This is a genomic window from Paenibacillus sp. JNU01, assembly GCF_059130585.1.
The window spans coordinates 5,132,369-5,157,627 of record NZ_CP169723.1 but is presented as its reverse complement, the minus strand read 5'-3'; the positions used below and the strand labels follow the sequence as shown (position 1 = coordinate 5,157,627).

19 protein-coding genes and 1 pseudogene are annotated in these 25,259 nt (G+C 46.5%); 2 read left to right on the top strand and 18 right to left on the bottom strand.

What is annotated here, in order from left to right; all coding sequences use genetic code 11:
• Nucleotides 1-73: 73 nt before the first annotated feature.
• Together NLBNIHML_RS22400 and NLBNIHML_RS22395 are read right to left on the bottom strand one after the other, a co-directional pair.
• Entirely contained in the window at nt 74-346 is a 273-nt protein-coding gene (locus tag NLBNIHML_RS22400) for a hypothetical protein (RefSeq protein WP_342571970.1), read from the bottom strand.
• 144 nt (nt 347-490) lie between these two features.
• Nucleotides 491-1,006, bottom strand: a complete 516-nt coding sequence (locus NLBNIHML_RS22395) for a hypothetical protein (protein ID WP_494352800.1) — start codon at nt 1,004-1,006, stop codon at nt 491-493.
• Between the two features lie 141 nt (nt 1,007-1,147).
• Here NLBNIHML_RS22395 and NLBNIHML_RS22390 point away from each other — a divergent pair, with 141 nt between their 5' ends.
• A complete protein-coding gene (locus NLBNIHML_RS22390) occupies nt 1,148-1,489 on the top strand; it encodes a helix-turn-helix domain-containing protein (RefSeq protein ID WP_036606225.1) in 342 nt (113 codons plus the stop codon).
• 73 nt (nt 1,490-1,562) lie between these two features.
• On the opposite strand, the gene NLBNIHML_RS22385 is transcribed toward NLBNIHML_RS22390, so the two are convergent.
• The 9 genes and pseudogenes from NLBNIHML_RS22385 to NLBNIHML_RS22345 all read right to left on the bottom strand — a co-directional run bounded on the left by NLBNIHML_RS22385 (nt 1,563) and on the right by NLBNIHML_RS22345 (nt 11,852).
• Nucleotides 1,563-2,873, bottom strand: coding sequence for a DUF2075 domain-containing protein (locus NLBNIHML_RS22385; protein WP_494352799.1), 1,311 nt, complete (start codon nt 2,871-2,873; stop codon nt 1,563-1,565).
• A 6-nt stretch (nt 2,874-2,879) separates the two neighbouring features.
• Nucleotides 2,880-3,422 (bottom strand): hypothetical protein, encoded by a 543-nt coding sequence (locus NLBNIHML_RS22380; protein ID WP_494352798.1) that lies wholly within the window; start codon nt 3,420-3,422, stop codon nt 2,880-2,882.
• 17 nt (nt 3,423-3,439) lie between these two features.
• Complete coding sequence (locus tag NLBNIHML_RS22375; protein WP_494352797.1) at nt 3,440-4,249, bottom strand: hypothetical protein; 810 nt, start codon at nt 4,247-4,249, stop codon at nt 3,440-3,442.
• Between the two features lie 48 nt (nt 4,250-4,297).
• Nucleotides 4,298-7,434 (bottom strand): annotated as a pseudogene (locus NLBNIHML_RS22370) (DUF3427 domain-containing protein).
• 396 nt (nt 7,435-7,830) lie between these two features.
• Nucleotides 7,831-8,301 (bottom strand): hypothetical protein, encoded by a 471-nt coding sequence (locus tag NLBNIHML_RS22365; RefSeq protein WP_494354742.1) that lies wholly within the window; start codon nt 8,299-8,301, stop codon nt 7,831-7,833.
• An 18-nt stretch (nt 8,302-8,319) separates the two neighbouring features.
• Nucleotides 8,320-9,465 (bottom strand): WXG100 family type VII secretion target, encoded by a 1,146-nt coding sequence (locus NLBNIHML_RS22360; protein WP_494352796.1) that lies wholly within the window; start codon nt 9,463-9,465, stop codon nt 8,320-8,322.
• A 255-nt stretch (nt 9,466-9,720) separates the two neighbouring features.
• Complete coding sequence (locus NLBNIHML_RS22355; protein WP_339239900.1) at nt 9,721-10,005, bottom strand: DUF4183 domain-containing protein; 285 nt, start codon at nt 10,003-10,005, stop codon at nt 9,721-9,723.
• A gap of 82 nt (nt 10,006-10,087) precedes the next feature.
• Nucleotides 10,088-11,137 (bottom strand): DUF4183 domain-containing protein, encoded by a 1,050-nt coding sequence (locus tag NLBNIHML_RS22350; protein ID WP_494352795.1) that lies wholly within the window; start codon nt 11,135-11,137, stop codon nt 10,088-10,090.
• A gap of 298 nt (nt 11,138-11,435) precedes the next feature.
• Nucleotides 11,436-11,852, bottom strand: coding sequence for a DUF4362 domain-containing protein (locus NLBNIHML_RS22345; RefSeq protein WP_494352794.1), 417 nt, complete (start codon nt 11,850-11,852; stop codon nt 11,436-11,438).
• Between the two features lie 170 nt (nt 11,853-12,022).
• On the opposite strand from NLBNIHML_RS22345, the gene NLBNIHML_RS22340 reads away from it, so the two are divergent.
• Nucleotides 12,023-12,472 carry a hypothetical protein gene (locus NLBNIHML_RS22340; RefSeq protein WP_494352793.1) on the top strand — a complete coding sequence of 150 codons (450 nt, stop codon included), beginning with the start codon at nt 12,023-12,025 and terminating at the stop codon, nt 12,470-12,472.
• 109 nt (nt 12,473-12,581) lie between these two features.
• Here NLBNIHML_RS22340 and NLBNIHML_RS22335 read toward each other — a convergent pair whose 3' ends face one another.
• The 7 genes from NLBNIHML_RS22335 to NLBNIHML_RS22305 form a co-directional block, all read right to left on the bottom strand.
• A complete protein-coding gene (locus tag NLBNIHML_RS22335) occupies nt 12,582-16,070 on the bottom strand; it encodes a glycoside hydrolase family 2 TIM barrel-domain containing protein (protein ID WP_494352792.1) in 3,489 nt (1,162 codons plus the stop codon).
• Nucleotides 16,071-16,330: 260 nt separating this feature from the next.
• Nucleotides 16,331-18,178 (bottom strand): IucA/IucC family protein, encoded by a 1,848-nt coding sequence (locus NLBNIHML_RS22330; protein ID WP_494352791.1) that lies wholly within the window; start codon nt 18,176-18,178, stop codon nt 16,331-16,333.
• On the bottom strand, nt 18,138-19,493 hold the full coding sequence (locus tag NLBNIHML_RS22325) for a type III PLP-dependent enzyme (protein ID WP_494352790.1): 1,356 nt from the start codon (nt 19,491-19,493) through the stop codon (nt 18,138-18,140). The genes NLBNIHML_RS22330 and NLBNIHML_RS22325 overlap by 41 nt, the downstream gene beginning before the upstream one ends.
• Entirely contained in the window at nt 19,490-20,266 is a 777-nt protein-coding gene (locus NLBNIHML_RS22320) for an HpcH/HpaI aldolase family protein (RefSeq protein ID WP_494352789.1), read from the bottom strand. The genes NLBNIHML_RS22325 and NLBNIHML_RS22320 overlap by 4 nt, the downstream gene beginning before the upstream one ends.
• A complete protein-coding gene (locus NLBNIHML_RS22315) occupies nt 20,263-22,098 on the bottom strand; it encodes an IucA/IucC family protein (protein WP_494352788.1) in 1,836 nt (611 codons plus the stop codon). The genes NLBNIHML_RS22320 and NLBNIHML_RS22315 overlap by 4 nt, the downstream gene beginning before the upstream one ends.
• On the bottom strand, nt 22,073-23,860 hold the full coding sequence (locus NLBNIHML_RS22310) for an IucA/IucC family protein (RefSeq protein WP_494354741.1): 1,788 nt from the start codon (nt 23,858-23,860) through the stop codon (nt 22,073-22,075). Before NLBNIHML_RS22310 ends, NLBNIHML_RS22315 begins: the two co-directional genes overlap by 26 nt.
• Nucleotides 23,838-25,253 carry an MFS transporter gene (locus tag NLBNIHML_RS22305; RefSeq protein WP_494352787.1) on the bottom strand — a complete coding sequence of 472 codons (1,416 nt, stop codon included), beginning with the start codon at nt 25,251-25,253 and terminating at the stop codon, nt 23,838-23,840. The genes NLBNIHML_RS22310 and NLBNIHML_RS22305 overlap by 23 nt, the downstream gene beginning before the upstream one ends.
• Nucleotides 25,254-25,259: the final 6 nt, after the last annotated feature.

Sequence of the window (25,259 nt, the reverse complement as noted above, 5' to 3'; positions counted from 1 at the left end):
GAGCCTTCAAGCCTCGCGCCAGAATCTCCCTTTTTGCCATTATACCATTTGCTATGGGGAGGGATCGGTTGATTTAATAGAAAACGATCAACAAACACACCAACGGGCACGCCGTCAACAATGCCGCTGTAAAACTGATCTGTGCCGCGACTCGTCCTCCGGTAAACTCTTGCCGTGAAAAGAACATCCAGATCGAGAGATACGTAGCGCCTAGTGGAAATGAAATTATCCCTTTAAACGTACTCGGTTCCATATACCCAGTCATCAAGCTTTTACCGATTAGGATTAATGTGACCAATTCCAATATAGATAATATGAAAAACGCGATAGCAATTACTCTTTTCAAGATGTACACCTACTTTCCAGACGCAAAGCAAAGAGCACCCTTTGTATTCTCTGCATCATATATCCTTTATTTGGATGATGTCATCTTATAAGCGTAACATAGATAAATCAAACATATAACCCAAATGATCAATAAAAAAACATCTTACTCTGATGAATCATCCTTCAATCGAGTGGCTAACTCGTCCAATATCTCTTCTGTTCGTTGAAGAAGCTTTTCGATGTTGTTTAGTTGTATGGGTTGGTCATACGGGTAATCTGCTAGGGAAGAAATATGTTGTATCGTACCGATGAACAAAGCGATATCCAATCCGGGTTCACTGTCCGTATGCACCAAAGGTAAGATTACGTTCATGGTGAGTTCCTTGGGTGGATGAACTGAATGATACTCATGGACATAAAGCGCCTTAATCATGGAGGTTAGAGCCCAATCACATAGAATCAGGCAGGCTTTAAACTGATTGTGATTACGCATGATTGCTGCAAGTTTGAGGTGATATATAGCATGTTGGTGATAGTCCGATATTGTAGTATGTAGCATGTGGTAAGCAGGAGTATGTTTGGATCTAGGTTGTGTGGAGATATCATGGTCTTGCGAACGTGGAGTAAAATCTACTTGGTGATTACAATGTGCTTCGATTATGGACCAATTTCTTGCCATTGTCATCCCTCCAAAGAGTTAATACCAGTATTATACAATAAAATGATACTTATAGTAATCAAATAAATTATTTGTATTCTTCGTTTGGTGTTTACCTTGAGGAAACTTGTCTACACTTTTGAACATAGAGAGGTGAATACCATGAACGAGGACAGAGAAGTTTTGAAGCTGGTCGGAGCCAGAATTCGCGCACTACGGAAAGAAAGAGGGTATTCACAGGAATCCCTCGGAGAAAAAGGCGGATTTCATTTTTCATACATAGGACAGATCGAACGTGGAGAAAAGAATGTTTCTTTGGTGAACTTAGCAAAGATCGCTGAGTCACTGGATGTTAATTTGATTCAATTATTTGCTTATATAGAAGAAGAGTTTGAAGTAACTGAAGATGAGAAACAAATCAAAGAAATTGTACAACTGCTAAGAGATTCTTCTCCTGATAATATTCGTGTAGCCAAAAATGTTATTAAAGGAATATTGATGTGAAAACGGAAAACCCGATCCTTCTATTTATGGAAGGATCGGGTTTCTCTCTACTTTGCATAGTCCCTGGTGCACATCATCTTGAATTTGCTCTGCTGCATAAATAATTCATCAATTCTTGATCCCTACAATAAACATAACAGCCTTTCATCCCTCGAGACATCAAGATTTTATAAATATTTTTGATAAGTTTTGTTAGTTCCTCATTCTTAAATTTAAGCCCTCGTTTTCCCATTCTATCTTTGTACTCATCATAATCTGAATAAAGTTCCATTTTCTCCGAATCGAATTTAAGATCATTCCCTATAATAACGCCTACATAATCAAACTCAAGACCTTGAGACGTATGAACGCACCCGATCTGATCTATACCACTCTCATGAATGGCCCAGGTGCTTGATATAGAACGTGCATTCCAAGGCATAGCAAAACGATGTTCTTCAATAGTTACATCCGGAATTTCCCCATTGCGATTACCTTCTTTATCAGCTGTCCAATTCCAAGCAAAACCTGCCAACATCCTCGCCTTATACCCCTGATCGTTTTTACCTTTGATTAGATCGTATACTTCGTTAGGCGTGTCTACTAATTTGAATTCAAAAGAAACTTGATCCCAACCATCAAAATTAGCGGTGGGACGAATCTGTAAAGCATCATCAACCCAATTCAAAAATCCTTCTGCTCCAGAACAACGGAACTGTGCTGCTAGTGAATATTCATGCACTTCCGAATTATATAGGGCAGCTAAACGTTTAATCTCGTCTATAGATCCTATATCTTCAGGACGAATACGTTGAAAATCATCTATGAAAAACACATTCACTTTAGATGCTTTTATGATATCCTCGATCTGATTCTCCCCAAGATATTGATATGCTCCTTTACCTTTTAAGCGATGTGCCTCATCCACAACAAGTACGTCGTACATATCAGCTGGCTCTTTGTAAAACTGACTTGATCCCGTAAATAACATCTTTGTCCTAGTCTTGTTTCTAGCTTGTCGCTGAGTCAAGGTCTCTACCATAACCGTCCGAAATGAAGCATTCGGGGCAATGAATTTAACATTTAACTTGTTTCTAAGTAATCCACCAAGTGCATTCATAGATATCACTGATTTACCAGTTCCAGGCCCACCTTGCACAATGATGGTTCGTTTTACATCTGTTTGTTTGGCAAGGCTCATAATGGCCTCATACGCGACCTTCTGCTCATCAAGTAAAACAAAATCAGAGTTCCCTTGAAATAATCCATCAATATGATCAATTAGTCTCTTAGAAGGACGAATCTTACCATTCTCAATTAAATAAAGTAAATTAACTCCATTTCCTTCACCTACATGCCTTTTTAGAAAATTTTGAAGTTTAGAAGCATCATCGGCTAGAAACAAAGGAGCTTAACGGATGATATCCTGATATTGATTATATTGAAGGGGGTCCGGGTGTACTGTCCTGTAGTTATGTAGATATGCACATGAGTATCCGTTAATATCTTTGGAATATACGGCCTCATTCATATCACTCAAATACTGTTTGTATGACCATGCTTGATATGAAGGATGCGGTGTCTCTCTTGTTCTACCTCCAATAAAGGCCCTTACGACATCCTCGCGATCCATAGCTTCTACTGCATCCCATTGTTTTAACTCAACGATCACAAAGTTATCATTCTTTTGTTCATCCTGACCTGCAATGATAAAATCTATTCGTTTACTTGTAGAAGGAATGTTGTACTCAATTAATATCCCGCAGTCATCTGCTACCTTCGAATTACGGATAATTTTCTCCATAAACTGCATAGAGTTGTTCCAAGCTCGTACTTCCCCTTGATTAGGTCTTTTTCCCATACCTTTAATAAATGCTTCTTCAATCTGAACTGTAATTTGGTTGTTGTCAACTGATTCTCGGAAAGCTAATGCGTTACTGCTGTAGATAATCATGATGCACCGCCTATACGTTATTCATTAGAATTTTTCTTTACTCTCAATATATGAATTTCCTCTGTTAAAACATTTTTTCGCTCTTCAACTCTATAAATGGCTGCTTCTTCTTTAATCTTTGAATTACCTAACAGAAAGTTTTCTTTATCAATAAGATGATAAACAAACCACTTTAAGCTTGTATCATGCTTATCTGTGATATAAAAACAGTCATAATCATATTCACTAAATTTCTCATTAATTTTCTTGTTACTGAATTTTATAATAATCATAAAAACTAAAGTAGATAGACCTAATACTATGGTAACAGCAACTATCGTTAATATGAATTCATCGCTTGGAGTAGGTGAAAAGCTTACCTTTCCTGATAATATTGATTGAGCAACTGAAATTGGAAATAGTGAAAACATACATAAAGTTTGAACTAACAACATGAATTTCCACAATATAATATTCTGTACTCTAGAAAGATTTTTATCGAAATAGCTGTTTTCCCTAAGAGAGATATACAAGATTAGTAGATAAGAGAAAGCACCTATAATAGAAACATATTGGATGAAATATTCACTTACTTCAATAAAATAATATACAGTTGTTAAGATTACACTTAAAACAAATCCTAGGATTAACTGGGACAAAAAATATATAGTCTTGAGAATCATTTTCTTTTCTTTCGAAAAAAATAACTGTTCTATCTTGGTAGATGTTAGTGTCGTTATGAATTGATTTTTTCGTAAAAATGTATATAAAGCACCGATAAAAATAATTATACTACTTAGACCACTTAACCTTGAAAGTAAAGACCATTCAGCGATTTGACTCCACACTTTCTATAACAACTCCATTCTAACTTTTAACTTCTAATCTAATATCCGTTAAACAATACACTTATTCGCCACCGCTACCATCTTCGCAGGCATCTCTTCCCGTAACCGCCAAACAAAGCTCATCGGTTTGTTCCCCTCATGACTCACATAATCCGCTTCGCCCAAGAAAACAAATGGAGACGTATAGCCATGCTCCTCCTTATACTCCCTTACGAACAGCACAATCCGGTTGCCCGTCTCTCGATGATGAATATACCGCTGCGCGGTAGCCGTATGCTCCGACACCCTGCTCTGAGTCTGCCAGTGGAATAAACGCTCGTTAATCGCATAATCCTCATACAATGTGGATGGTGAGAAATCTTTGTCCGATTTGTTCAATGTAATGAAGAAGATATCGGTCTGTTCATCGGCAAAATACTTCACGCCTTCACGGAAGGCGGGTGATTGCTCGGCATTCCAATAACCGAAGGCGGTAAGCACTTGGTCCATGGAGTACATACAGTGGATATCCAGTGGACAAGTGTACGGGAACGAATTGCTTTTATCCACAAATCGCAGATGAGCCAGATTATATTTGAAAATATCCACAAGCTCTGCTCGGAATGCTTCACAAGACAGCACACGCTGTACACCCTCTTCGATGCTACTCAATCCTAGTTTCTCAGGCGCAGCCCGATGGAACGTGTAATAGAACATGATGAGCATGCGCTGTTCATCAGCGTTGGTCGGTTCTTTCCCTTTTTCAATGTAGTCAATCAGGAACGTCAGCCAGCTTCGGGAGTTGATCGTCAGCACAGACGGTAGTCTGCGGATGTACTCCTCATGTTCATCTTCAATGGGTACTGTTAATCCACCTTCGGCCAACATGCCACGGAAATACCTTTTCCCCGTACGTCCACCATACAATTCAACTAGTGTCATCCCGTGATGTTTCACAAAATGAGCCAGTGTCAGCGGCAGTCCGGTGTCTTGCTGAACGTTTGCAGCTTCTGGATCAACGCTCTGCGATTACGACTCATCTGCTTGAGGTTGCGCATGACGTATTCCTTCGCTTGTTTTTCCAATTGAATGAACGTGCCGCGTGGTAAGTTCCAAAAGCCATTCTCGACGTAGTACGAGATGGAATGTTTGGTAGCGCCGATCAGGGCGCGGAATTTATCCTGGAACCTGTATTCCTGATGCGCTTGTCCGATGAAGTCGAGCACGGTCAGGCACTCTTTGCCATCCGCCATCCGTAGTCCACGTCCCAACTGTTGCAGGAATACGGTCAGACTTTCGGTAGGACGCAGGAACAGAATGGTGTTCACCTCAGGGATATCCACGCCCTCATTGTACAGATCCACGACAAAGATCATGCGCAGTTCCCCGTTCACCAGCTGTCCTTTCGCAGAATGACGTTCCTGTTCGCTCGACCCGCCATGCAGGGCTATGGATGGAATGCCGACTTCGTTAAATATTTTTGCCATATACATCGCATGATCCACCCCAACACAGAACCCAAGCCCCTTCACATCGTCCAGATCGGTTACGTATTTGTTCAGACTTTGGATGATCTGGTTGGCACGAATTTTGTTATGAGTATAGAGCTTCTCCAGTTCGTTCAGATCGTAGCCTTTGCGCGACCACTTTACCTGGGATAGATCGACAGTATCGGTGACGCCAAAATACTGGAAAGGACTCAGTAGTTTCCGGTCAATGGCATCGGTTAGACGGATCTCGGCGGCAATCGTATGATCGAAGTAGGCGATAATGTCTTTGCCATCCATCCGTTCAGGCGTAGCAGTGAGTCCGAGTAGAATTTGCGGTTCGTAATGGGACAACAGCTTCTGGTATGAAGGTGCAGCGGCATGGTGGAATTCATCCACAATGATGTAATCGTAATGGTCTGGGCTGGTGATCTCCGTCAACTTCATCGAGTTAAGGCTCTGAATGCTAACAAACAGGTGGCCCAGCGCCTCTGCTCGGTGATTTCCCACATGCAGCTCACCAAAGTTCATATCCTTCAGGATATACCGGAACGTGTCCCGGCTTTGCTTCAAGATTTCTTCCCGATGGGCGACAAAAAGAAGCTTGGCTCCTGCATGGCTTGCCTGGAATCGTTTGTAATCGAAGGCTGAAATGACCGTTTTGCCAACGCCTGTGGCGGCGACGATTAGGTTGCGGATTCGTCCATACAGCGTACGCTCAGCGTGCAGCTGTTCCAGCACTTCTTTTTGATAATCGTAAGGCTGAATGTCTAGGTAAAAGTGGTTAGATTGATCTTTATTACGATTCAGAGCCGCCTTCAGCTGTGCCTCATGGCCTTCATCCTCAGCCACATACCGCGTAAATTCACGGTCATTCCAATAACTCTCGAAGGTCGCTTCAATCTTGCGCAGCACATCGAGTGAGTCCTTCTCCGTCACCTTGAGGTTCCACTCCATACCACTGGTTAGCGCCGGGTTGGACAAGTTAGAGGAGCCGACATAGGCTGTAGTGAATCCAGTATCGCGGTGAAAAATGTACGTTTTAGCGTGCAGCCGGGTCACTTTGGTATCATACGAAATCTGAATCTCTGTGTTAGGTAATTTGCTAAGTTCGGTAATAGCCTTAAGGTCGGTCGCTTCCATATAGGTGGTCGTGATGATCCGCAGCTTCCCACCGCCCGCTGTGAATTGTTGAAGCTGTTCCAGAAGTAGACGAAGCCCGCTGAATTTGATAAACGACACCAGCCAATCGATCCGATCGGCGGTCACGATCTCCTTTTGCAACTCCAATAACATACTCGGTTCGGACTTAGCACCTGTGAATAAAGAGCTTTGGGAGATCGGCGTATCTGGACGAACGATTCGGGTATCCCGGACCGCACGGATGCTGTTCAGCTTGGAATACACATGGGTCAACACCTCCCCCTGCTCATCCAGTTGCAATTCGTTGTACTCTTCTTCCCCGAGTGTGCCTTTCAGCGTAGCAATAATCTCATTACACGTTCGGATCTGGGCCAACACTGCCGTCTTATCTTCCGTCTGTTCCCTCACAATCTTGAGCGCTCGCCGGGTCACTGCCGCCAAATACGTAGACAGCAGTTTACGTGCTTCCTCTGCATCCAGCTTCTCGGTTCCAATGTTATACACATCCGGGTCCAGTGCCGAAATCTCCTGTCTGGTGATCGTGTTGATAAGCTGTTCATATATGCCTTGTTTCATGAATGTACCTCGTGTGGGTGTAGGATGGTTGTGGATCGTTCTCTATGTATATGATGAGCTGCAAGTTGTTTCTTCTATATTATCGACCAATTGGTGGAAGATTTCATTAGTTGATTTCATAGGAAAAAGCACCTCTACGTTTGGTTTGGTAGAAGTGCCTGAATCTTAATTATGTGTTTCACTCAAATGTTGTTTGGATCTACATAACACCAATTATTATTGTAGAATGCCTTTATCTTTTTCATATCTTCCAAATTGTAAAACCAATCTTCCTCAATCCATACTCTTGTATCGGGGAATTCATTCAGAAAAGCAAAAAGGAATTTAAATAATAAATCCTCATTATCATCAAAGTCATCAGATACAGTTTGAAATTTTGAAATGAGCTTAAATCAACTATTGCATAGACTCAGTTTCTATATTTTCAACTTCTAACATCTTCTGTTCAACCCATTTCATAACCATTTCTGCCTCCCCTAGAGCAATCACTCCCCTTTTGCTTTTAAATTTGTAAGTTTCATAAGCCCATAGTAATATAATTTTCACAAATTCAACCGTCTCTAACTTACAGATCGGTTCAACTTCATCTTCTTCCTCATCGTAAAATGGATCTTCAATTATTGTATAGTCTTTATGTGATATGACGCTGGATGCATTTCCGCCATGTCTATATTCGGGTATTTCCCCCCTTAACAAATCAAGATAATTCTCAATATCTTTCTTCAAATCTTCATATCTCCAAGGTATATCAGATCCTAAGGGATCACTTATCATACTAGCGAACTCTAGTGTTTTTTCCTCGTCAAAATCCAATACAACCATATTAAATTCATCCATATATTTCAGTTTATAATTATATTTTATCATCACGAATTTAGCTCCAATTCAGTATATTGGGTATGCTGAGATAATCTTATCATTTCTTAAAATAAGCTCTACTTCCATTCCTGAGCTTGTTTTCCCTATATATTTATTGTTTTTTATATTTACTTTATTATTATAAGCTTCATTTACTGAATCAATCACCTGTTGTGGTGTCCATTCCTTTGGAAAAAATGTTGATTTAGGTCCTTTTGGTACTCCATTAATTTCAACATTTGCTTGATAGACACCAAACTCATTAGGTGTATCAATCTTCCCGATAATTTTACCGTTGCTATTTGGCATCCCTTCATAATGAAAACCATTGGCATTCCCATTTTTGAGTATTTCTCCACCAAAAATATGGCTTAATCCGTTCTCTTTAGTTCCCAGCTTAAAGTTTTCTGTGTGTTGTAGACTCCCGAGCCATTGCTCTTTATCCACAAAAGGTTTACTATATTTTCCAGTTTCTTCTTTATCCTTTCCAGACTCCTTCTTACCTCCACCAGATCCACCCAGATCGGTATGCTTGTCATCCATCGAACGAAAGGCTTTCCCAAACAATACATACGCCAGAGCCTGACCTGTCATCGCTCCACCGTAATATCCTGCTCCACTCTCATCAATCTGCTTCTTCTGGTCTTCTACAAATTGCTCTATATCAGACCTCGCCGTTCCTGTACCCCAGGCCGTATCCCATGCAAATTTAATGCCCCGCCCAACGTCTACAACTTTGCCCACGGTCATGGCATATGCCACACTGCCTAATGTACTGAACGGGTTATGGAAGAAAGCTTCTGCTGTCTGCCCCATTCCCGTTATTGTTTCTCCTACTGATTTATCAAGCAGTCCTACAGCGAAATTGCGCTTCAGCTCTTCTGGGATGTACAACGCCACCTCGCCTGAGCCGTCCGTTGTTCTGAAGTTCTTTGCGATAAACGTAAACTCATTCTGGATCTTGTCCAACAGACCGAGTGTAGTCGGGAACACTTCTTTTGCCTGCATAAAATCCCAGAAGAAACGCTCTCCGGTCACACCCGACCAATCGGATTGCAACATATAGATCGATTTCTCCAGTTCCCAGACCATTCGCTCCAGTTCTTGTTTCTTCTGCTGGACCAATCGAGCTTTCTCGTCCAACACATCGGGATGTACCTGAATACGTTGCATCCTATCTTCACCGCCAACCTGACCATAGTTTATGTACCTAAATTTTAACAAGTGAGAGTGAGGATTGGAATCAAACGGAAGGATCATTTCCTCAGAGGTTATCCGGTAGTTGGGCAACATCCTTGGGTAACCATTTTTGCACATTAATGCATGAATGAATACTGTTATGTCGACGAGAGTCTTGTACAAAAAGAACGACTTCTACCCTCAGATAGAAGTCGCACAAGATAACGATACAGCATGATTACATCTTCATTAAGACACTACAAATTGTACAACAATTGGAGTCCCTGCATTTAATGCATCTCCACCAGGGATTGTAAGTGTAGTTGTCGTAGCCGAGGATGTATCTGCTGTTTGCATAAGGCCATTAATATAAAGATTGTAATAGTTGAACGTGCCTGGGAATGCCGTTGCAGCTACACCCGCATCATTTGTAAAAGCTGTCGCAGCAATCGCAAATGTTGCTCCAGTCCCGGTTCCGTCACCAATGGTTGCAGCAAATCTCAAACTGTTCTGAAATGGGGTCACGAGTGGCATGTTTCTCACCTCCTACCTGACATAGTATATGTGGTAGATTCGAGCGCAGTGAGGGCAAAGGAACCGGTGAATAAAACCAATTTTAACCATTTATGATATTCGTTGTTATTATAATCATCTCGATAATAATAGGTGTCCCTGCAAAGATCACACCGTTTTGTGACGAAAAAGACAACCTATCCGCACTTACACTATATGAGTTTCCTGGTTGGACGACCCCGTTGATATAAAGATTGTTAAAGCTGTTAAGTCCAATCCCGGCAAATTGGGTTATGCTGTCGCCATCGTCATTAGTGAATGCTGTGGCAGGAATTATAACTGAGACCGACAAATCCAGATCGGTATCTGGAAAATAGAAGTAACGGTTTACCGTAGGAATGATTTCAATTCCGGGTATGGTGCCCGGGGGACCTTGCTCACCTGGGGGACCTGTTGGCCCTTGCGCTCCGGGAGTTCCCGGTTGACCCGGTTCACCCTGAGGGCCTACGGGGCCTTGCGCTCCGGGGAGCCCCGGTTGGCCCGGCTCGCCTTGAGGGCCTGCGGGACCCTGCGCTCCGGGGATCCCCGGTTGGCCCGGCTCACCTTGAGGGCCTGCCGGACCCTGCACTCCGGGAACCCCCGGTTGACCCGGCTCACCTTGAGGACCTGCCGGGCCTTGCGCTCCTGGAACTCCCGGTTGACCCAGCCCACCTTGAGGGCCTGCTGGACCCTGCACTCCGGGAACTCCTGGTTGACCCAGCCCACCTTGAGGGCCTGCTGGACCCTGCACTCCGGGAATACCCGGTTGACCCGGCTCGCCGTGAGATCCCGCGGGACCTTGGGCGCCTGCAACCCCTTGCGTCCCGGGGAGACTAACCGTCTTCAATTCATGTTGTCTCAACGGAGCGAGCAGTGGGGAAGGCTCACAACATACAGGATTGCTGCCTCCCCCTCTCGGTAATGCAATGACTTTTTTGTCACGGGCCATTTTCTGTGATTTTACTGGACGCTTCAGGGAGCGGTACTTTCTTCGGCACACTTTACGAATCATCTTATATTTCCGTTTTCGTCGAATTTTGTTTTTGTATTCCAATCTAGCACGTCTGGGCCTTAATTTGTTGAGGGTAGCTGTCCTCTTGTTCAGATTCTTCAAAATAGTCACTCTCCTTAGGCCGATGCACACAGTGTGTATGCCCTATGTATATGTCAGTGGCACATTCGGAGAGTGTGCGAATAACTATGATGGAAGCCCATTAGATCATAAGACCACAGTCCCTGCCATTAATTCTTTGCCTTGCCCATATGCTCCACGAACCTGGAACCGGTAATTCCGGTAGCACCTTTGGAGTATGCATCAGCACAGTGAGCTGCACCGAGTTTGCCAATCGTATATTCCATGGCCTCAAAGGTTCATTTACAACTTAGGCATCATGAAAGGATTCTCTTCCTTCTCAAAAAATATGTCCCTGCCCACTCTTCATCGTCCCGATCCCTTTGCAGGTGTCGGTCTTCAATCCCTGTTTGGAGCCATAAGCATCCCTTGAGTTATCGTAAGTCGATTGAATAGCTGAGCCATCGTATATTAATTCCTGGATAATAGCCCCACCTTCAATGGTATACATCGTTACACGAACCTGATCCTGCTGTTTTTTCTTCACATTTTTCATAAAAGTATTCCATGTATCCTTGTTCCGCATGCCTCCATGAAGCACAACCACATCCCCGCTTAGTTCCGCTTGCTCAGGGTTATGAGGCTCAATAATTTCTGGAAAAGGTTGCGTAATTCCGGAAGCATCCGTTGTTGGATCATTTGCTTCACAAGCAGTTAACAGCATTAAAGCTAACGATAGGATAAGCATAATTTTCATTCCATCACCTCATGTATGGAACGTTTCAATCTTATCCTTTGTTACATCATTATTCTTATTTTTCCATTTCCCCGTAACCCTACTGCTGTGCAAAACGTTTAGAATCATAGAAATATAGATAACAGGAACGGAAATTTTAGTATTTTATCATTCAGTAGGAGGTGTATTTAATGACCTTAAAAACAATGCTTGGTGTAGCACTGGCTCTATCTTTACTAATATCCACCCACTCAGCCAATACAGCGGCTTTAGCTTCAACGAACGAACCGCAGTCAAACGGATTAGCCCATGAAATGGAGCGCTCATCCCTAACATCTACATCTGTTCTGCTCATTGCCCCAACTCAACATGAAGGTCGTTCCGCATACAACGGCAGCTTCACAATGGTTGCTTCGAACGGGACACATGCCAACATATCGATTGAAAACAACAGCAACCACATGGTATATGTGAAGATGTATGTCAATGAAGTAAGTGAACCTATGGAGACATCTATCAGCAGAAATAGTGATAAAACGATCAATCTGCTTGCATTACAAGACACGGATATTAAATTGTACATTTATAGCCAGATAGGTCATCACTTAGATCTCTCAGTTGAAGCAGAGCAGGTTCATTGATGTTTTCTTCCACATCTACATACAAGAAAAACCCCTTCACGCAAGCGATTCAGATCCACGTTCCCATGGACTGATGCCTGCTTGAAGGGGTTTTATATTTACATCATATTTACTTCTCGAAACGGAACCAGTTGAAGTCAAACTGACTTCCCGGCAAGAAGATGAAGATTACCTTTTGCACACCTGTCACTCGTTCAAGCTCAAATACACGCTCTTCATATCCTTCGGATTGTGTGAACTCAACCAATTGGTTACTCTGTCCGTCCGCACCTGCGAAGCGGATATGAATCGTATTCTTATCTATTGGTGAATGGCCATGAATGACCAGCTTCGACGTGCCTTCTGCCGTAAAGTCCATGTTTTCGAACTCCAACGACACGTTGTTCCCGATACCTTCAACACGGTCTCCCTCAATGTTGAACGTATCTCCATAGAGATGGTCACAGGATACAGCTGCATTCCGTTCAAAAGCACGACTCTGGCGCTCAAACGAGAACCCTTTAATATGAATCTTCTGCTTCAACACAAAACAGATCGACGTAATCCCACTCAGGCGTTTGGACAGCTGATACGTCTCTTCCTGGTACACATTCCATTTGGATTCCTTGTCATACACGACATCTGCAATCATCGTACTGCCTTCTTCATCCGGCATGCCTTCCCAGATCTGAATGAAGTACTCTTCACTCGACAAGGCAAAGATCGGAATGGTGATCGTATCGGAACCATACGGACCAAAGTCGATATTGCGGAAGCCCACATGGGTCTCCCCGTCCCGACTTGTTGCTACACCGCGTTCATTCCCGTTACCAACCTCACCTTTGGTGTAATCATATAATCCGCCCGTGATGAAGCCGTATGGATCTTTGTAAGCTGTTCCGAGACCCTCCGCCTTGAATTCCAGCTGGGAGATGAGTTTTGTTTTGTCCGTACCATTCGTACTGGTAGCGCGAAGTCGGAACGCCCCGTCACCAATCGCAGATACTTTCACCGTATGTTGATTCTCTCCATTGCCATCCGTTCCCGCAGGAAGGACTTCCACCTTGGCAATGTTGGATTCGATGCCGCCATCATTCACAGCAGCCCACTCGATGTCCCGATAGGACGTGTTCTCCGGATACAACTTGACCGTTACGACCAGCTCCGGGTTGGACGGATCGAGCAACTGTCCTGATTCGCTGATGATCTCGATTTTCCGCAAAGGAATCTCCTGAGCACTGCCCGTCAGCACCGGACGTTCTTCATTGACCATGAAGACGGAATGCACTTCTTTTATATCACCATCGACATCCGTCGCACCCACAACCTGCACTTCATACTCAGCTGCGGCACCTTCCAATCCTTCCGAAGATACTTCAATACGTACTGTCCCAGCCTCATCTGTTGCTCCGATAATGGCCATCAGTTTACCGCTAAACAACCTTCTGCTGAGTCCTTTGTATGGATCATAGTCCGTGCTGTCTCCATTATCCAGACCCAGTAATCGCCCGGCACCAGACACCTGAACCTGAACGCGGTTGTTCGCATTGTGCACTGGATTACCCGCTTCGTCTTCCACCGTAATTTCCACGAAAATGAGATCTGTGCCGCTCGCCTGTAATTGCTCCCGATCCGCCTGCAGACGAATCTTCTTCGCATCCGTAAAGGAGCGTTGTACATCGGTTGCAATCACAACACCATTCTCATCATAAGCGATCGCCTTCAGCTCACCCTCTTCATAAGGGACTTTCCACCAGCCAGATAGCTGTGTTCCATGCGCATGGTCAATATCGTAGGTGCCAATCGTCAACCCGTTGAGTTGCAGTTCAATCTTCGGCGCGTTGCTGCATACGCGTACATCAATGATCTGACCCGGATTGAAATCCCAATAAGGGAACAGGTGAACCATCGGATTCTTCTTATAATCCGTCCATGCCGCCTGGTAGATATAATAAGCGTCTTTCGGGAACGTTGCCGTGTCCAGCTGTCCAAAATACGAATTCTTCGTATGATACGGAGTCGGTTCACCAATATAGTCGAATCCGGTCCACAGGAATTGCCCCAGTGAGTACGGACGATCCCGCTCAGCCAAAATGCAATATTCTGCCGACTTCGCGCCCCAGCTTGTAGTGCTGTTCCCGAGTGCCGAGCACTGCTCGTCATCATCAGCCAGGATCGGCTGTTCGAACGGGAAGTGATAGATGCCACGACTTTGCACCACTGATGAGGTCTCACTGCCATAGATGATCCAGTCCGGATGTTCTGCATGATGTTGGTCGTAGTATTTTTCCGCGTAGTTGTAACCTGCCAGCTTCACGATATCCGCACATTTCTGTGCATTTTCCCAAGGCATGTAGTTGGAACCGATGGTCACGCCCGCATTGCCTTTTGGATCAAATTCCAGTACATAATCCATCAGCATCCGAGTCACTTCCTGACCGCGCTCATCCGCATGGGTATCATAGATTTCATTCCCGATACTCCACATGATCAGACTGACGTGATTACGGTCGCGTTTCACCCAGCTCTTCACGTCCGTATGCGCCCACTCCGGGAAGAACCTCGCATAGTCATATGGCGTTTTGGCCCGTTCCCACATATCGAAGGCTTCAGATACCACGAGCATACCCATCTCGTCCGCAAGTTCCATGAACTCTTTGGCTGGCATATTATGCGCAGTTCGAATGGCGTTAACGCCCATTTCTTTGAGCAAAATGAATCTTCTGCGCAGTGCCGTCAGGTTAAACGCCGCTCCCAACGCCCCGAGATCATGGTGTTCACAGACACCGTTCATCTTCGTGTGGACCCCGTTCAGATAGAAACCTTCGCTCGGATCCAGCTTAACGTCCTTGAATCCAATACGTTGGGATACCGTCTCAATGATCTTCTCGCTCTGATCTTCCGAGATCAGTTTCAGTTCGGTGACCATCTCATACAGATGCGGCGCATCTGGGCTCCACAGGTTTGGATTCTGCACAATGATCTGTTGGCTATCTGTCAATACAACCGCATTCTCTCCCACCGAAGTCGTAACATTCGCTTGGCTAGATGCCACCACTTGACCTTCATACCGGATCGTATGCACCAGCTCTGCCTGCTGATTCTGCTCCAGGTTCAGTTCCGTATCCACTTCCACCTGCCAGCCATCCGGCTGCTGCTTGATAGATACATACGTTCCATCCGTCACAATATGGTTGCGGTCCCTAGTCTTTAGCCACACGTTGCGATAGATTCCAGCCCCGGAATACCATCTGCTGTTCGGGCTCTGATGCACCACTTTGACCACAATCTCATTGTCGCCTTCCACCAGTGCATTCGTGATCTCATGTTCAAAAGCAGAATATCCATACTTCCACTCCCCAACCAACTGCCCGTTCACATACACCGAAGAATCCATGTATACGCCATCAAAACAGAGCAATAGCTGCTGCTCATCCTTCGTGTAATGAAACGTTTTGCGATACCATCCAATGCTATCCTCGTACAGTTCAAGCGTATTATATATCAGCCAATCATGGGGAAGCTCCACAGGTTCATACACCAGACCCGCAGGTTCCGTAACATCCAGCTTGCTTTTCGCAAATTGCCATCCATCATTAAAAAGCCTCTTCTGATTCATCGTAAATTCTCACTTTCTTGAAGTAAATTATGATTGCGGTTACAACAGTTGATATCGATTTTTACGAAAACCTTTTCGGTAATGCTAATTATGACTATAACACATAACCCGATTATACCATCAGTCTCTTTCCTGTACCCCCATTTCATAAGTTTTTTTAGCCAGATTGATGAACGTTTTACCCCTCCAGCATTTCAACTCTCAATGACAACAAGCCAAAAAGGCAACCCGTCAAACGGGTCACCTTCTCTATTCCAGATCTATCCCTTATAAAAAGGGTTCCACCCTATGCCTTTGCCCGATGGCATCGCGCCAGGCACCCCATCCGCTTCAAGCAGCGGACGGACAACTAACTTCACGGGCCACGCCTCGCTCTCGAATATCGCATGAGCAAGGGCGGCCCGGTCACCCTCTGGAAGCTGCACATGAGTCAGCGCTTCCTTCCAGGCCTGCTCCGTGATCTCCCATAACTTCGTTTCCGGGATGTGATACACCTCGCTTAGTGCCTCCATGATCGCAGCCAGATTCACCTGCGTCCCCAGCGACTGAACATAGAAGATCAACTTCTGGATCGTCTCGTTATACAGGCTGTTCGAGTATCCCGGGCGAATATGATAGGCAGGGTCTGCAATACCATGCTTGTCCAGATAAGGCTGATGCAGACGCACGGAATCATGATCGCGGAACAAGAGACCCTTTACCTCATTATCCCGTAACACCAGACAGCAGTTCTGACCATGAATCTCAGGTACAACGCCCACCTTGAATAGACGCATTACGATGTCATAGAAAGTCGTAGCTATACTCGTATAGAATTCCACCACGTCCGCGCTGCTCAGGTCATCTCCCAGAATCTCCGTTAATAGATGATGTCCATCCAGATTTACACCCAGTGCTGCCATGGGGATGACTTTGTAGGCTTCACCCAACAATTCAGCGGGATACACACGAATCTGTGCAGCCAGATGGCGGGGATGATCGTCGAACAGTCCCATGGATTCCGGCATGAAGCCCCACCAGTTCTGCTCTTCGCACATATATACCTTGTCATTCAACGTCTCGTCACAAGCAACGGCCTGTCTTAACATCTGTTCTCCAGCAAGACCATTCAGCAATTTGACTACTGGAAGATAACGAGCAGCCCCCAGCGACAGCACACTAACGGGCAGCTTGAGCATCAGATTAGATTCGGTTGACGGAGCCACCGAGCGCAGAGAGGATGTGGCCTGTACGTCGCCCGCTTCTATATCCAGTACAACAATGCTGCCCTCTTCAATCTCTCCAGTGAAGCGAGGCAGAATCACATGCTGCAATTGCCACGGATGAACAGGCATGGGCAGATATTCGTAGAGCGTGATCCCTTTTCGGGCAAACTCAGCTTCCACCACTTCACGCTGGACATCGTCTAACACGTCCATAATGGAAAGTCCATCTTCACACCCTTGCTGCACGGCATCCAAACGTATAGCCACCCAGCGCAGCGGAATCGCCTTCCCGAATTCCGCTGCATACTGTGTTACATCTTCTGCGTTGAATCCCACCTTGGCTTTGGACGATGGGTGGAACGGACGATCCCGCAATGCAGCAACACGCTCACCTTTGATAAAACACTCATAAGCAGTCGCCGGAACGTTGGCGGACAGGTACTGGACTTGTTCCCAGCCCAGAGCATACTGCTCTACAGCAATATCCAGACTAGTCAGGAATTCCGCCACTCCGGGTTGCCTATATTCTTCATCTGACACAGCCCTCTGTAACACCGCACGTCCAACCTCTGCCGGAGAATCAAGGAGAACCCAGCTTCCATCTGCTTTCTCTTCGTAGATCGGTGAACCCTGAACCCATTGAATCGCTTGTCTAACTCCTGTTTCAATCAGACACAGTACACCTTGCGTATGCAATCTGATGTTAGAAGCATCATTCTGTCTCTGCTCCTCGCCGTCATATTCCTTATACAATCGTCTGAACGGTGCAGGTGCTGCGGCAAAATCAATGAATGGGTGATCCTCCAGTGGGAGTAATTGCTCGGCAAAAAATGAATTCATCAAATCCGCCATAATCCGGCGTTCAGCGGCTTGCAGACTGGAACGCTTCATCAGTGTTGACATGATTATCTTCCTCCGTTAGATAATGGAATGCCGGGTGCGGATGCCCCAGAAAATCATGATGCGAGATGGTCCAGCAATAAGCTCCAGACTTTTCAAACAAAACAATATCTCCCACCCGCAGCAGTGCTACCTCCGCATCGGAATGCATGCGATCCTTGGGTGTACACAGCTCACCTACGATATGGACTCGAGCATCCCTTACCTCTGGCCGGGCAAATGAATGCTTCCAACGCTCCGTCGCCATAATCTGAAACGGGTGGTTATGTCCCCATGAAGCAGGCAGACGATGATGATGCGTACCTCCCCTTAACACAGCAAAATGCTGATCATGAGAAGTTTTGATATCCGTAACTTCTGCTACGTAATACCCGTGGTCTGCCACCAATAGTCGGCCCGATTCAAAATACAACTCGCCTCCACGTGAAGCAAGGCGTTGTCTGGCTTCACTTTGCTCCAGCAGGGAAGTGAATAAGGGCCAGTCAAATCCCGGACTTCCATCATACGTCACACCGAATCCTCCTCCTGCATTCACCACTTCCACAGGAAGACCATACTGGTGCTGCCACTGCTCTACCTTTTGCAAATACAGCTCAATCATCTCGGCGTGCAGCCTGGCGTCCATATTGTTGGACAAAGAGTGAAAATGGAACCCACTCAACCGAACCACACCCGCGCCTTCCACACGAATAAGTTCGATCGCTTCTTCCACCGACTCTTCATCGATGCCAAAAGGACTTGGCCCACCGCCCATGACAATCTTCGTCCGAGGTAACGTACTGCTTCGCAGATTAATTCGGAGCAGAATGCGAACCTCATGAGCTTGACCACGGTCATGCTCACTGTGGTGTTCATACGCGTCCTCCTGTGCCTGCTTCTGTCCTCGCATGTGCTTGCCTTCGTGCGCCTGCGCCTGATTCATTGCTCGCTCTTTCGCGATCGCAATGATGCGCCGCAGCTCCAGCAGACTCTCCACATGGATATAACTCACGCCATGCTCAATGGCCAACCGCAGCTCGCTCTCCTTTTTACCCGGACCTCCAAACAGAATCGGAACCTCTCGACTTACAGCTCTAACCTTGAGCAACTCTCCAATGGAAGCAACTTCAAAGCCCTTTACCCATGGAAGCAACGCCTCAATAATGCGTGGATCTGGATTCGCCTTAATCGCATAGAACAACTGTGTATTTCCAGGCATGCTGCTCAGCATCTGACGTACCTGTTCCTGAATGCCAGCCAGATCATAGATATACGTACATACCGGGTCTTCCATCCCTCGTTGAAGTTCATCGATCGCCTGCCATACACTTGGTTTCATATCTGCCCACCCGCATTCCTGTAGTCATTCCGTTTTTGGATATACGCCCGAAATGCCGTATTCCGATCATCACCCAGCACGTATATATGTACTCCCCGCTCAGCCCAGAGTGCCATGTCTTCCACGCCCCTCGTGACCGTAGCATAAGGTACTTCGCACTGCTGCGCGGTAGCATGCAATTCATCCAGCGCCTGTCTCACATCCGGGTGCTCGGTCTGCCATGGCACACCGAGGGATTGCGACAGATCCGCCGCACCTTCCAATACAAAACTCACCTGGGGATGAGACAGAATCCGTGCACTTTGCCGAACGCCCTCTGCACTTTCAACCATGGGGACAATCATCACTTGTTCGTTCGCATCCCCAATGTATCCCGTGAGCGGATATTTCCCAAATACACCAGGACGACCACTATTCAGACTCCGCATGCCAACCGGATGATAGTAAGTGTGACGAACCGCTTCTTCCACCTGCTCCAGCTGCTCGACATGCGGAATAACGATGCCCTGTGCGCCACAGTCCAGCACTTTAAGAATCTCCGCTCGCTCCACCTTCGAGATACGTACCAGCGGAGTTAGGCCGACCAGTTCCGCCGCCCGAATTAACTCTTCTACCGATTCCATCGATGTTGTGGCATGCTCCAGATCAATGATGACAAAGTCATATTCTGCATGTCCAATCATCTCAATGATAATTGGATGTGGTATGGATACAAAAAGGCCATACACCGGCTGTTTCCGTGCAATCTTTTCCTTCAGCGTATTAATTCTCATTCGACGATTCCCTTTAATTCGGGCATTCCCTGTGATTCCAGTGCATCCTTCGATACCTTTAGTGGATTGCTCGCCTTACGGAAATACAACTCCCCATCCCCATACAGACGGCGCTTGGTCATCTCTTCGATCAGTGCATCTTCGGCAAAAAGGTCAAATGCAACAAACCGCTCTGCGTATTCCGGGTGCTGCTTCTGATAATCCACAATTACACCTGCGCACAGCTGCCAGAATGACTGCTCTGACAATCCAAACTTCTCAAAGGTCAACGCAATATCCGTCATGCAGATAAAAAAGAATGCGTCATACGTATAGTCACGGACTTCCGACACATCTCCCGCATAGATGAAGGAGTATCGATTGAACTTGCGATGCGTTTCCGGCTCGGGGTTCAGCTTCGGTGCGCGTTCCGGGTGTAACAGTTGATCCGGTACGTAGCGAACACCATCATGCAGATCCTTGATTATGATTCGTTTCGGCAGATCGTCTTCCAGTACCAAAATGATATTCTGTGCATGAGATTCCAGCGCAATCCCGTGTGCATAGAGCAGATGGATGATGGGCAGTGTAACCGTGCGAACGAGGGCCTCGCTCCACTTCTCTACGCCATGTCGTTCTACAGCATCCTGGATAAATGGAACACCATCCGGTTGCACCAACATTAGCGCATTCAGCGGCCACGCCGTCTCACCCTGCTTCAGGTGAACCGATACATTCTCCCGCCAGATGGCTCCAAGTGTGCCGTAGGCCCGTCCATATTGCGTTGCAGGCAACTGCTCATAACGGAACGACAGTCCCATGATTTCTTTTAAAATGCCAAACTGCTCTTGCTGCAACAGCTCATCTTCACGAACAAGTTCATCCAGCCAATCGCTGATTAGCGGTGCGTTCTGGGTCGTATGCTGTGCCAGTATACGTGTGCTCGACGTGTTGGTAATGCTGAGGGACAGCTTGATGTAAGGGGCTTCCGGATTAATCCGGTTCGACAGCGAACGGATCGACTGCTGCGCACGATAGGGCGAAGACGATGGACCAAGATATACCATGTCTCCATCCATCAATTGACGGGCATATACCGATTCCAACTGATGCTCCCACTGCCATGGATGAACCGGAATGAACACATATCGATCATCCGCGTCAGAACCCGTCTTCCCGTCACCCTCCAGAACCTCTTGAAATTGCTTCATATCCTCCACAGTCAGATGCTGCCTTACCAATTCTTCAGAGCTATACCCTGCGGATACAGCGGTCTGAGCAAGTTCTTTTTTCACAGCAACCCAGACTAATGAAACCTCCGAGTTAAATTCAGGGCCATAGGCCTTATTGTCTTTCAAAGAAAATCCCAACCTCGACTTATAACTCGGATGGTACAGATGACCGTCGGTCATGTGACTTTCGAGCGCATCATAATGCCGATCTTCTAGCGGAATGTTCAAAGGCAAAATCGCCTGGCACTGGCTGTCTTTTGCCATCGTTTCGAGCAGTTCCTGGATAAAAGCCGTCACATTCGCACCCTTCAATGAATTCAGCACGATTTCCTCCAAAAACAGATCCAGATCGGTGCAGGCTACGCCTTCCCTTTGAATCGAACCCTTCTCCACCTTCACCCGGCCAAATGAAAACTTCCGCTCCGCTTCACACGTGTACGCTACAGAATCGCCAGAAGATGTAAGGCCGCTGGTTCGCCACTCGCTCCCATGTATATCACTGTCCAAGATACCTTCGAACCACATCGCCTCCAATGTCTGCCGCATGATCCGTTCCTGTACACTCACGTAGACTGCTTCTGTCCTGCCGCTTGTTTCAGCCCTGTATCCCACGACTCCCACGCACTTCACTCCCTATTCGTTTCATTGGATTGTTCACCGGCACATAAACCGGAGTCTGGCTGATCCCTCTTAGACAACTCACCAAGTTTTGTTTGGCCAGAAATGCATCCGTCGTCAGCAGATGTTGCACATATGCATTGCCCGTTCGTTCCAGTTCACCCTCAAGTACCTCACGTACCTGTTTCCAATAATGCTCCTCCGGAACGTTCACATCTCGCGCCAGGGCATGAATCAGAGACCCCAGATGATTGACGATAAAATAGTACGATGTCCGCGCCCAGGCGTTCTCTCGCGGATAAAATAATAAATCGGACGCACCGCGATCCTGCTCACGGATAAGTTCCTCATCCACACTGACCCCTTCCAGATCGCGGACGATAAAGTCCACAGGCATGCCATCCTTTAATGTCACGAGCGTATTCTGCAAATGAGCTTCAAAATGAATGCCTTTCTCTCCCGCCGCCCGTACAATCGGCAGCAGAGAATATGCCAGATAACGATCCAGCCAACGCTCAGCATTGATACGCCCACCACCCAGCATCGTCATCAGCCTGGAACGCATCCCCGGAAGTGGTGCCTCAACCAGACTGGACAAAACATACGTATTGGCAGGGTCAAACTCAATGGGTCGATAAGCTATCGTAAACAGGCTCGTTAACTCTTCATCATCAAAAGCACAAGTCGCCACACCTGTCTCATAGGCGATATGGGTATTCGGCTCAGCACCGAAGCAGCTATGCTGCCTGACGTATCTGGAGGCATCCAGTGTTCTGCGCATCTGCTCAGCACTATTGGTGCGAATCATGTTGGTAATCTGCATGTTCAGTGACAGCTTGATATTGCAGTTCCATGCCGGAACATAGACCGTACGGACCGAAGAAGTTGGATAGACGACAGGCCCCGCACTGCCAAGCAGAATTAATTTTTCATCTTGAAAATAGTGCTGTATCTCGGTCAACCGTGATAGGTAAGCGTATTGCCATGGATGGACGGGCAGCAGCCCATACCTTTCACTCTTTTCTTTTAAAATCGGCTGCACATGGCTCCGCAGGAGTTCATGCAGATCCATCATTGCCTCGTCATCCACCCATTCTTGCACGTAGGCATCCAGTCTCACGGCGATATAACAGAGTTGAAACGATGTGCGCAGCTCCGGACTGTACTTCTGAACATCCTGTTCGCTGAAACCTTTGGAATTCTTCGGAAAAGGGTGAAACGGATGACCATATAACAGTGATTGTTCCGATGTCCGATAATCGTGGATGTCGAGACTGGCCGCTTGTTCGATATACAACGTAAGGTTACCTACGCTGTTATCTACCTTTTGTGCAAAATCTCTGGCATACGCCACCTCGACACGATTCGTATTCTCACTCAATGGATGTACATTCTCCAGCTCAAGTGAGCTCTTCATTTGCACCGTACTCTTCAACATTCCATGTTGGTCCGAACTCGCTCCCTGTTCCCCATGTCCAATTAGCTCAGATGTGATCCAGCGAACCAGGTCGCGATAATGCACCGCTTCTCCGCCAGATTCCATGCTGAGATATTCATGCTCTCCCATCGCAGAGTAATAGGATAGTTGTCCTGTCACCGTCACCCCACTGGCTGGAAAAGCAACCGCGTACGTCAGCGTATTCGGATTGATTCGAATATCGTTTGCCTTCTCTAACGCAAGCTCACGGATGTAACAGTTCAGCAGAAGCTTGCACGAATGTTCATGAGCCTGCTGCTCTGCCTCAGACCGGAGCTTGTTTTCCATCTCGAACAATGATGCCAACCTTCTTTCGGGTTATAAGTAGTACCAGGGGAAGTGTAAGCAGTATGGCGCAGCCAAGGCCGATGCAGATCTCTTTGAGCGCTCCCCATTTTGCCATCTCCATGGACGTTCCTGCCCCGGCAAGCCATTGCCAGCGCATATCGTAATACAGAGTCATACCCATCACCGCAAACGAAGAAGCCAGCCGCTCAATCGTGGTTGATAACACCGACCCTTCATGCATGTCTTCGTCCGGTAATGCTTGCAGACCAATCGCAGAGATACTCATGCCTGACAGGCCAACGCCAATTCCACGGCACGCCATGAGCATGCCTATAATCCAGATCGATGCTGCCATGGGCAGAACGGCAAACGACAAGATCGATATCGACACCAGCAACGTGCCCCATGCGATAAAATGCATGGATCGACCGCGATCCAGCAGACTGCCTCCGATCCACATGAACAGACTTGTGCAGATCGACAAGGGTATGAACAATGCACCGGATAAGGCCGGAGACAGGTGGAAGACATCCTGGAACAATAATGGCAATGCAAAGATCACGCCAAACATGACACAATCCTGAATGGTCGATATCAGCACAGTCAGTGGAAAGACGGCATTACGCCTCAGCAACTGGTAACGTATCAGTGGTTCCTTGCGACCGTTCTCGGTCTGGACAAAACGAATAAGTAACACCACACCGAGCGCAATCAGCAGCCAAGGTACCCATACCTCTGCGACAGGACTCGCATACAACTGTACGCCCAGACTAAGGGCACCTACCGAACAGATCAGCAGCATGATACTGGTTGGATGCCATCGTTTCCTACGGGCGGGAATATAAGTCTGAATGACTCGACCGCACCCGATAAACGAGAATATAGCCAGCGGTACATTGAGCCAGAACAGCATTTCAAGCCGTCCATACTGAATGATGAAGCCGCCCAGCGTTGGCCCAGCCGCAGGAGCAAGCATAAGCAGCAACCCCCACGCTCCTGTAATTCGTCCCCTTACCTCCGGTCCATATACATCAAACAACAACACAAGCGATAACGGAATCATCAGCCCGGCGGCAACCCCATGCATGAAACGCACAAGCAACAGTACCTCAATCGAGTGATAAAACAGTGCACCTGCCACTGAGAACACGCCATAGATGGTGATACCCAGCATATACGTCTGCTTCCGGCCCAGTCGGTCTACGATCAGGGAAGCCAGCGGCATCGTTAACGTCATGGCCAGCATGTAGAGGGCGATGATCCATCCGCCTGCTGTCGTAGAGATCTGATAATATTGCACAAAATAAGGCAGCAGCAGATTAAATGCACTGTTGGTCAGTACCAGCGAAAAAGCACCGAGCAGAATCGCGAGTAATACGGCATGCCTCTTCATTAGGGA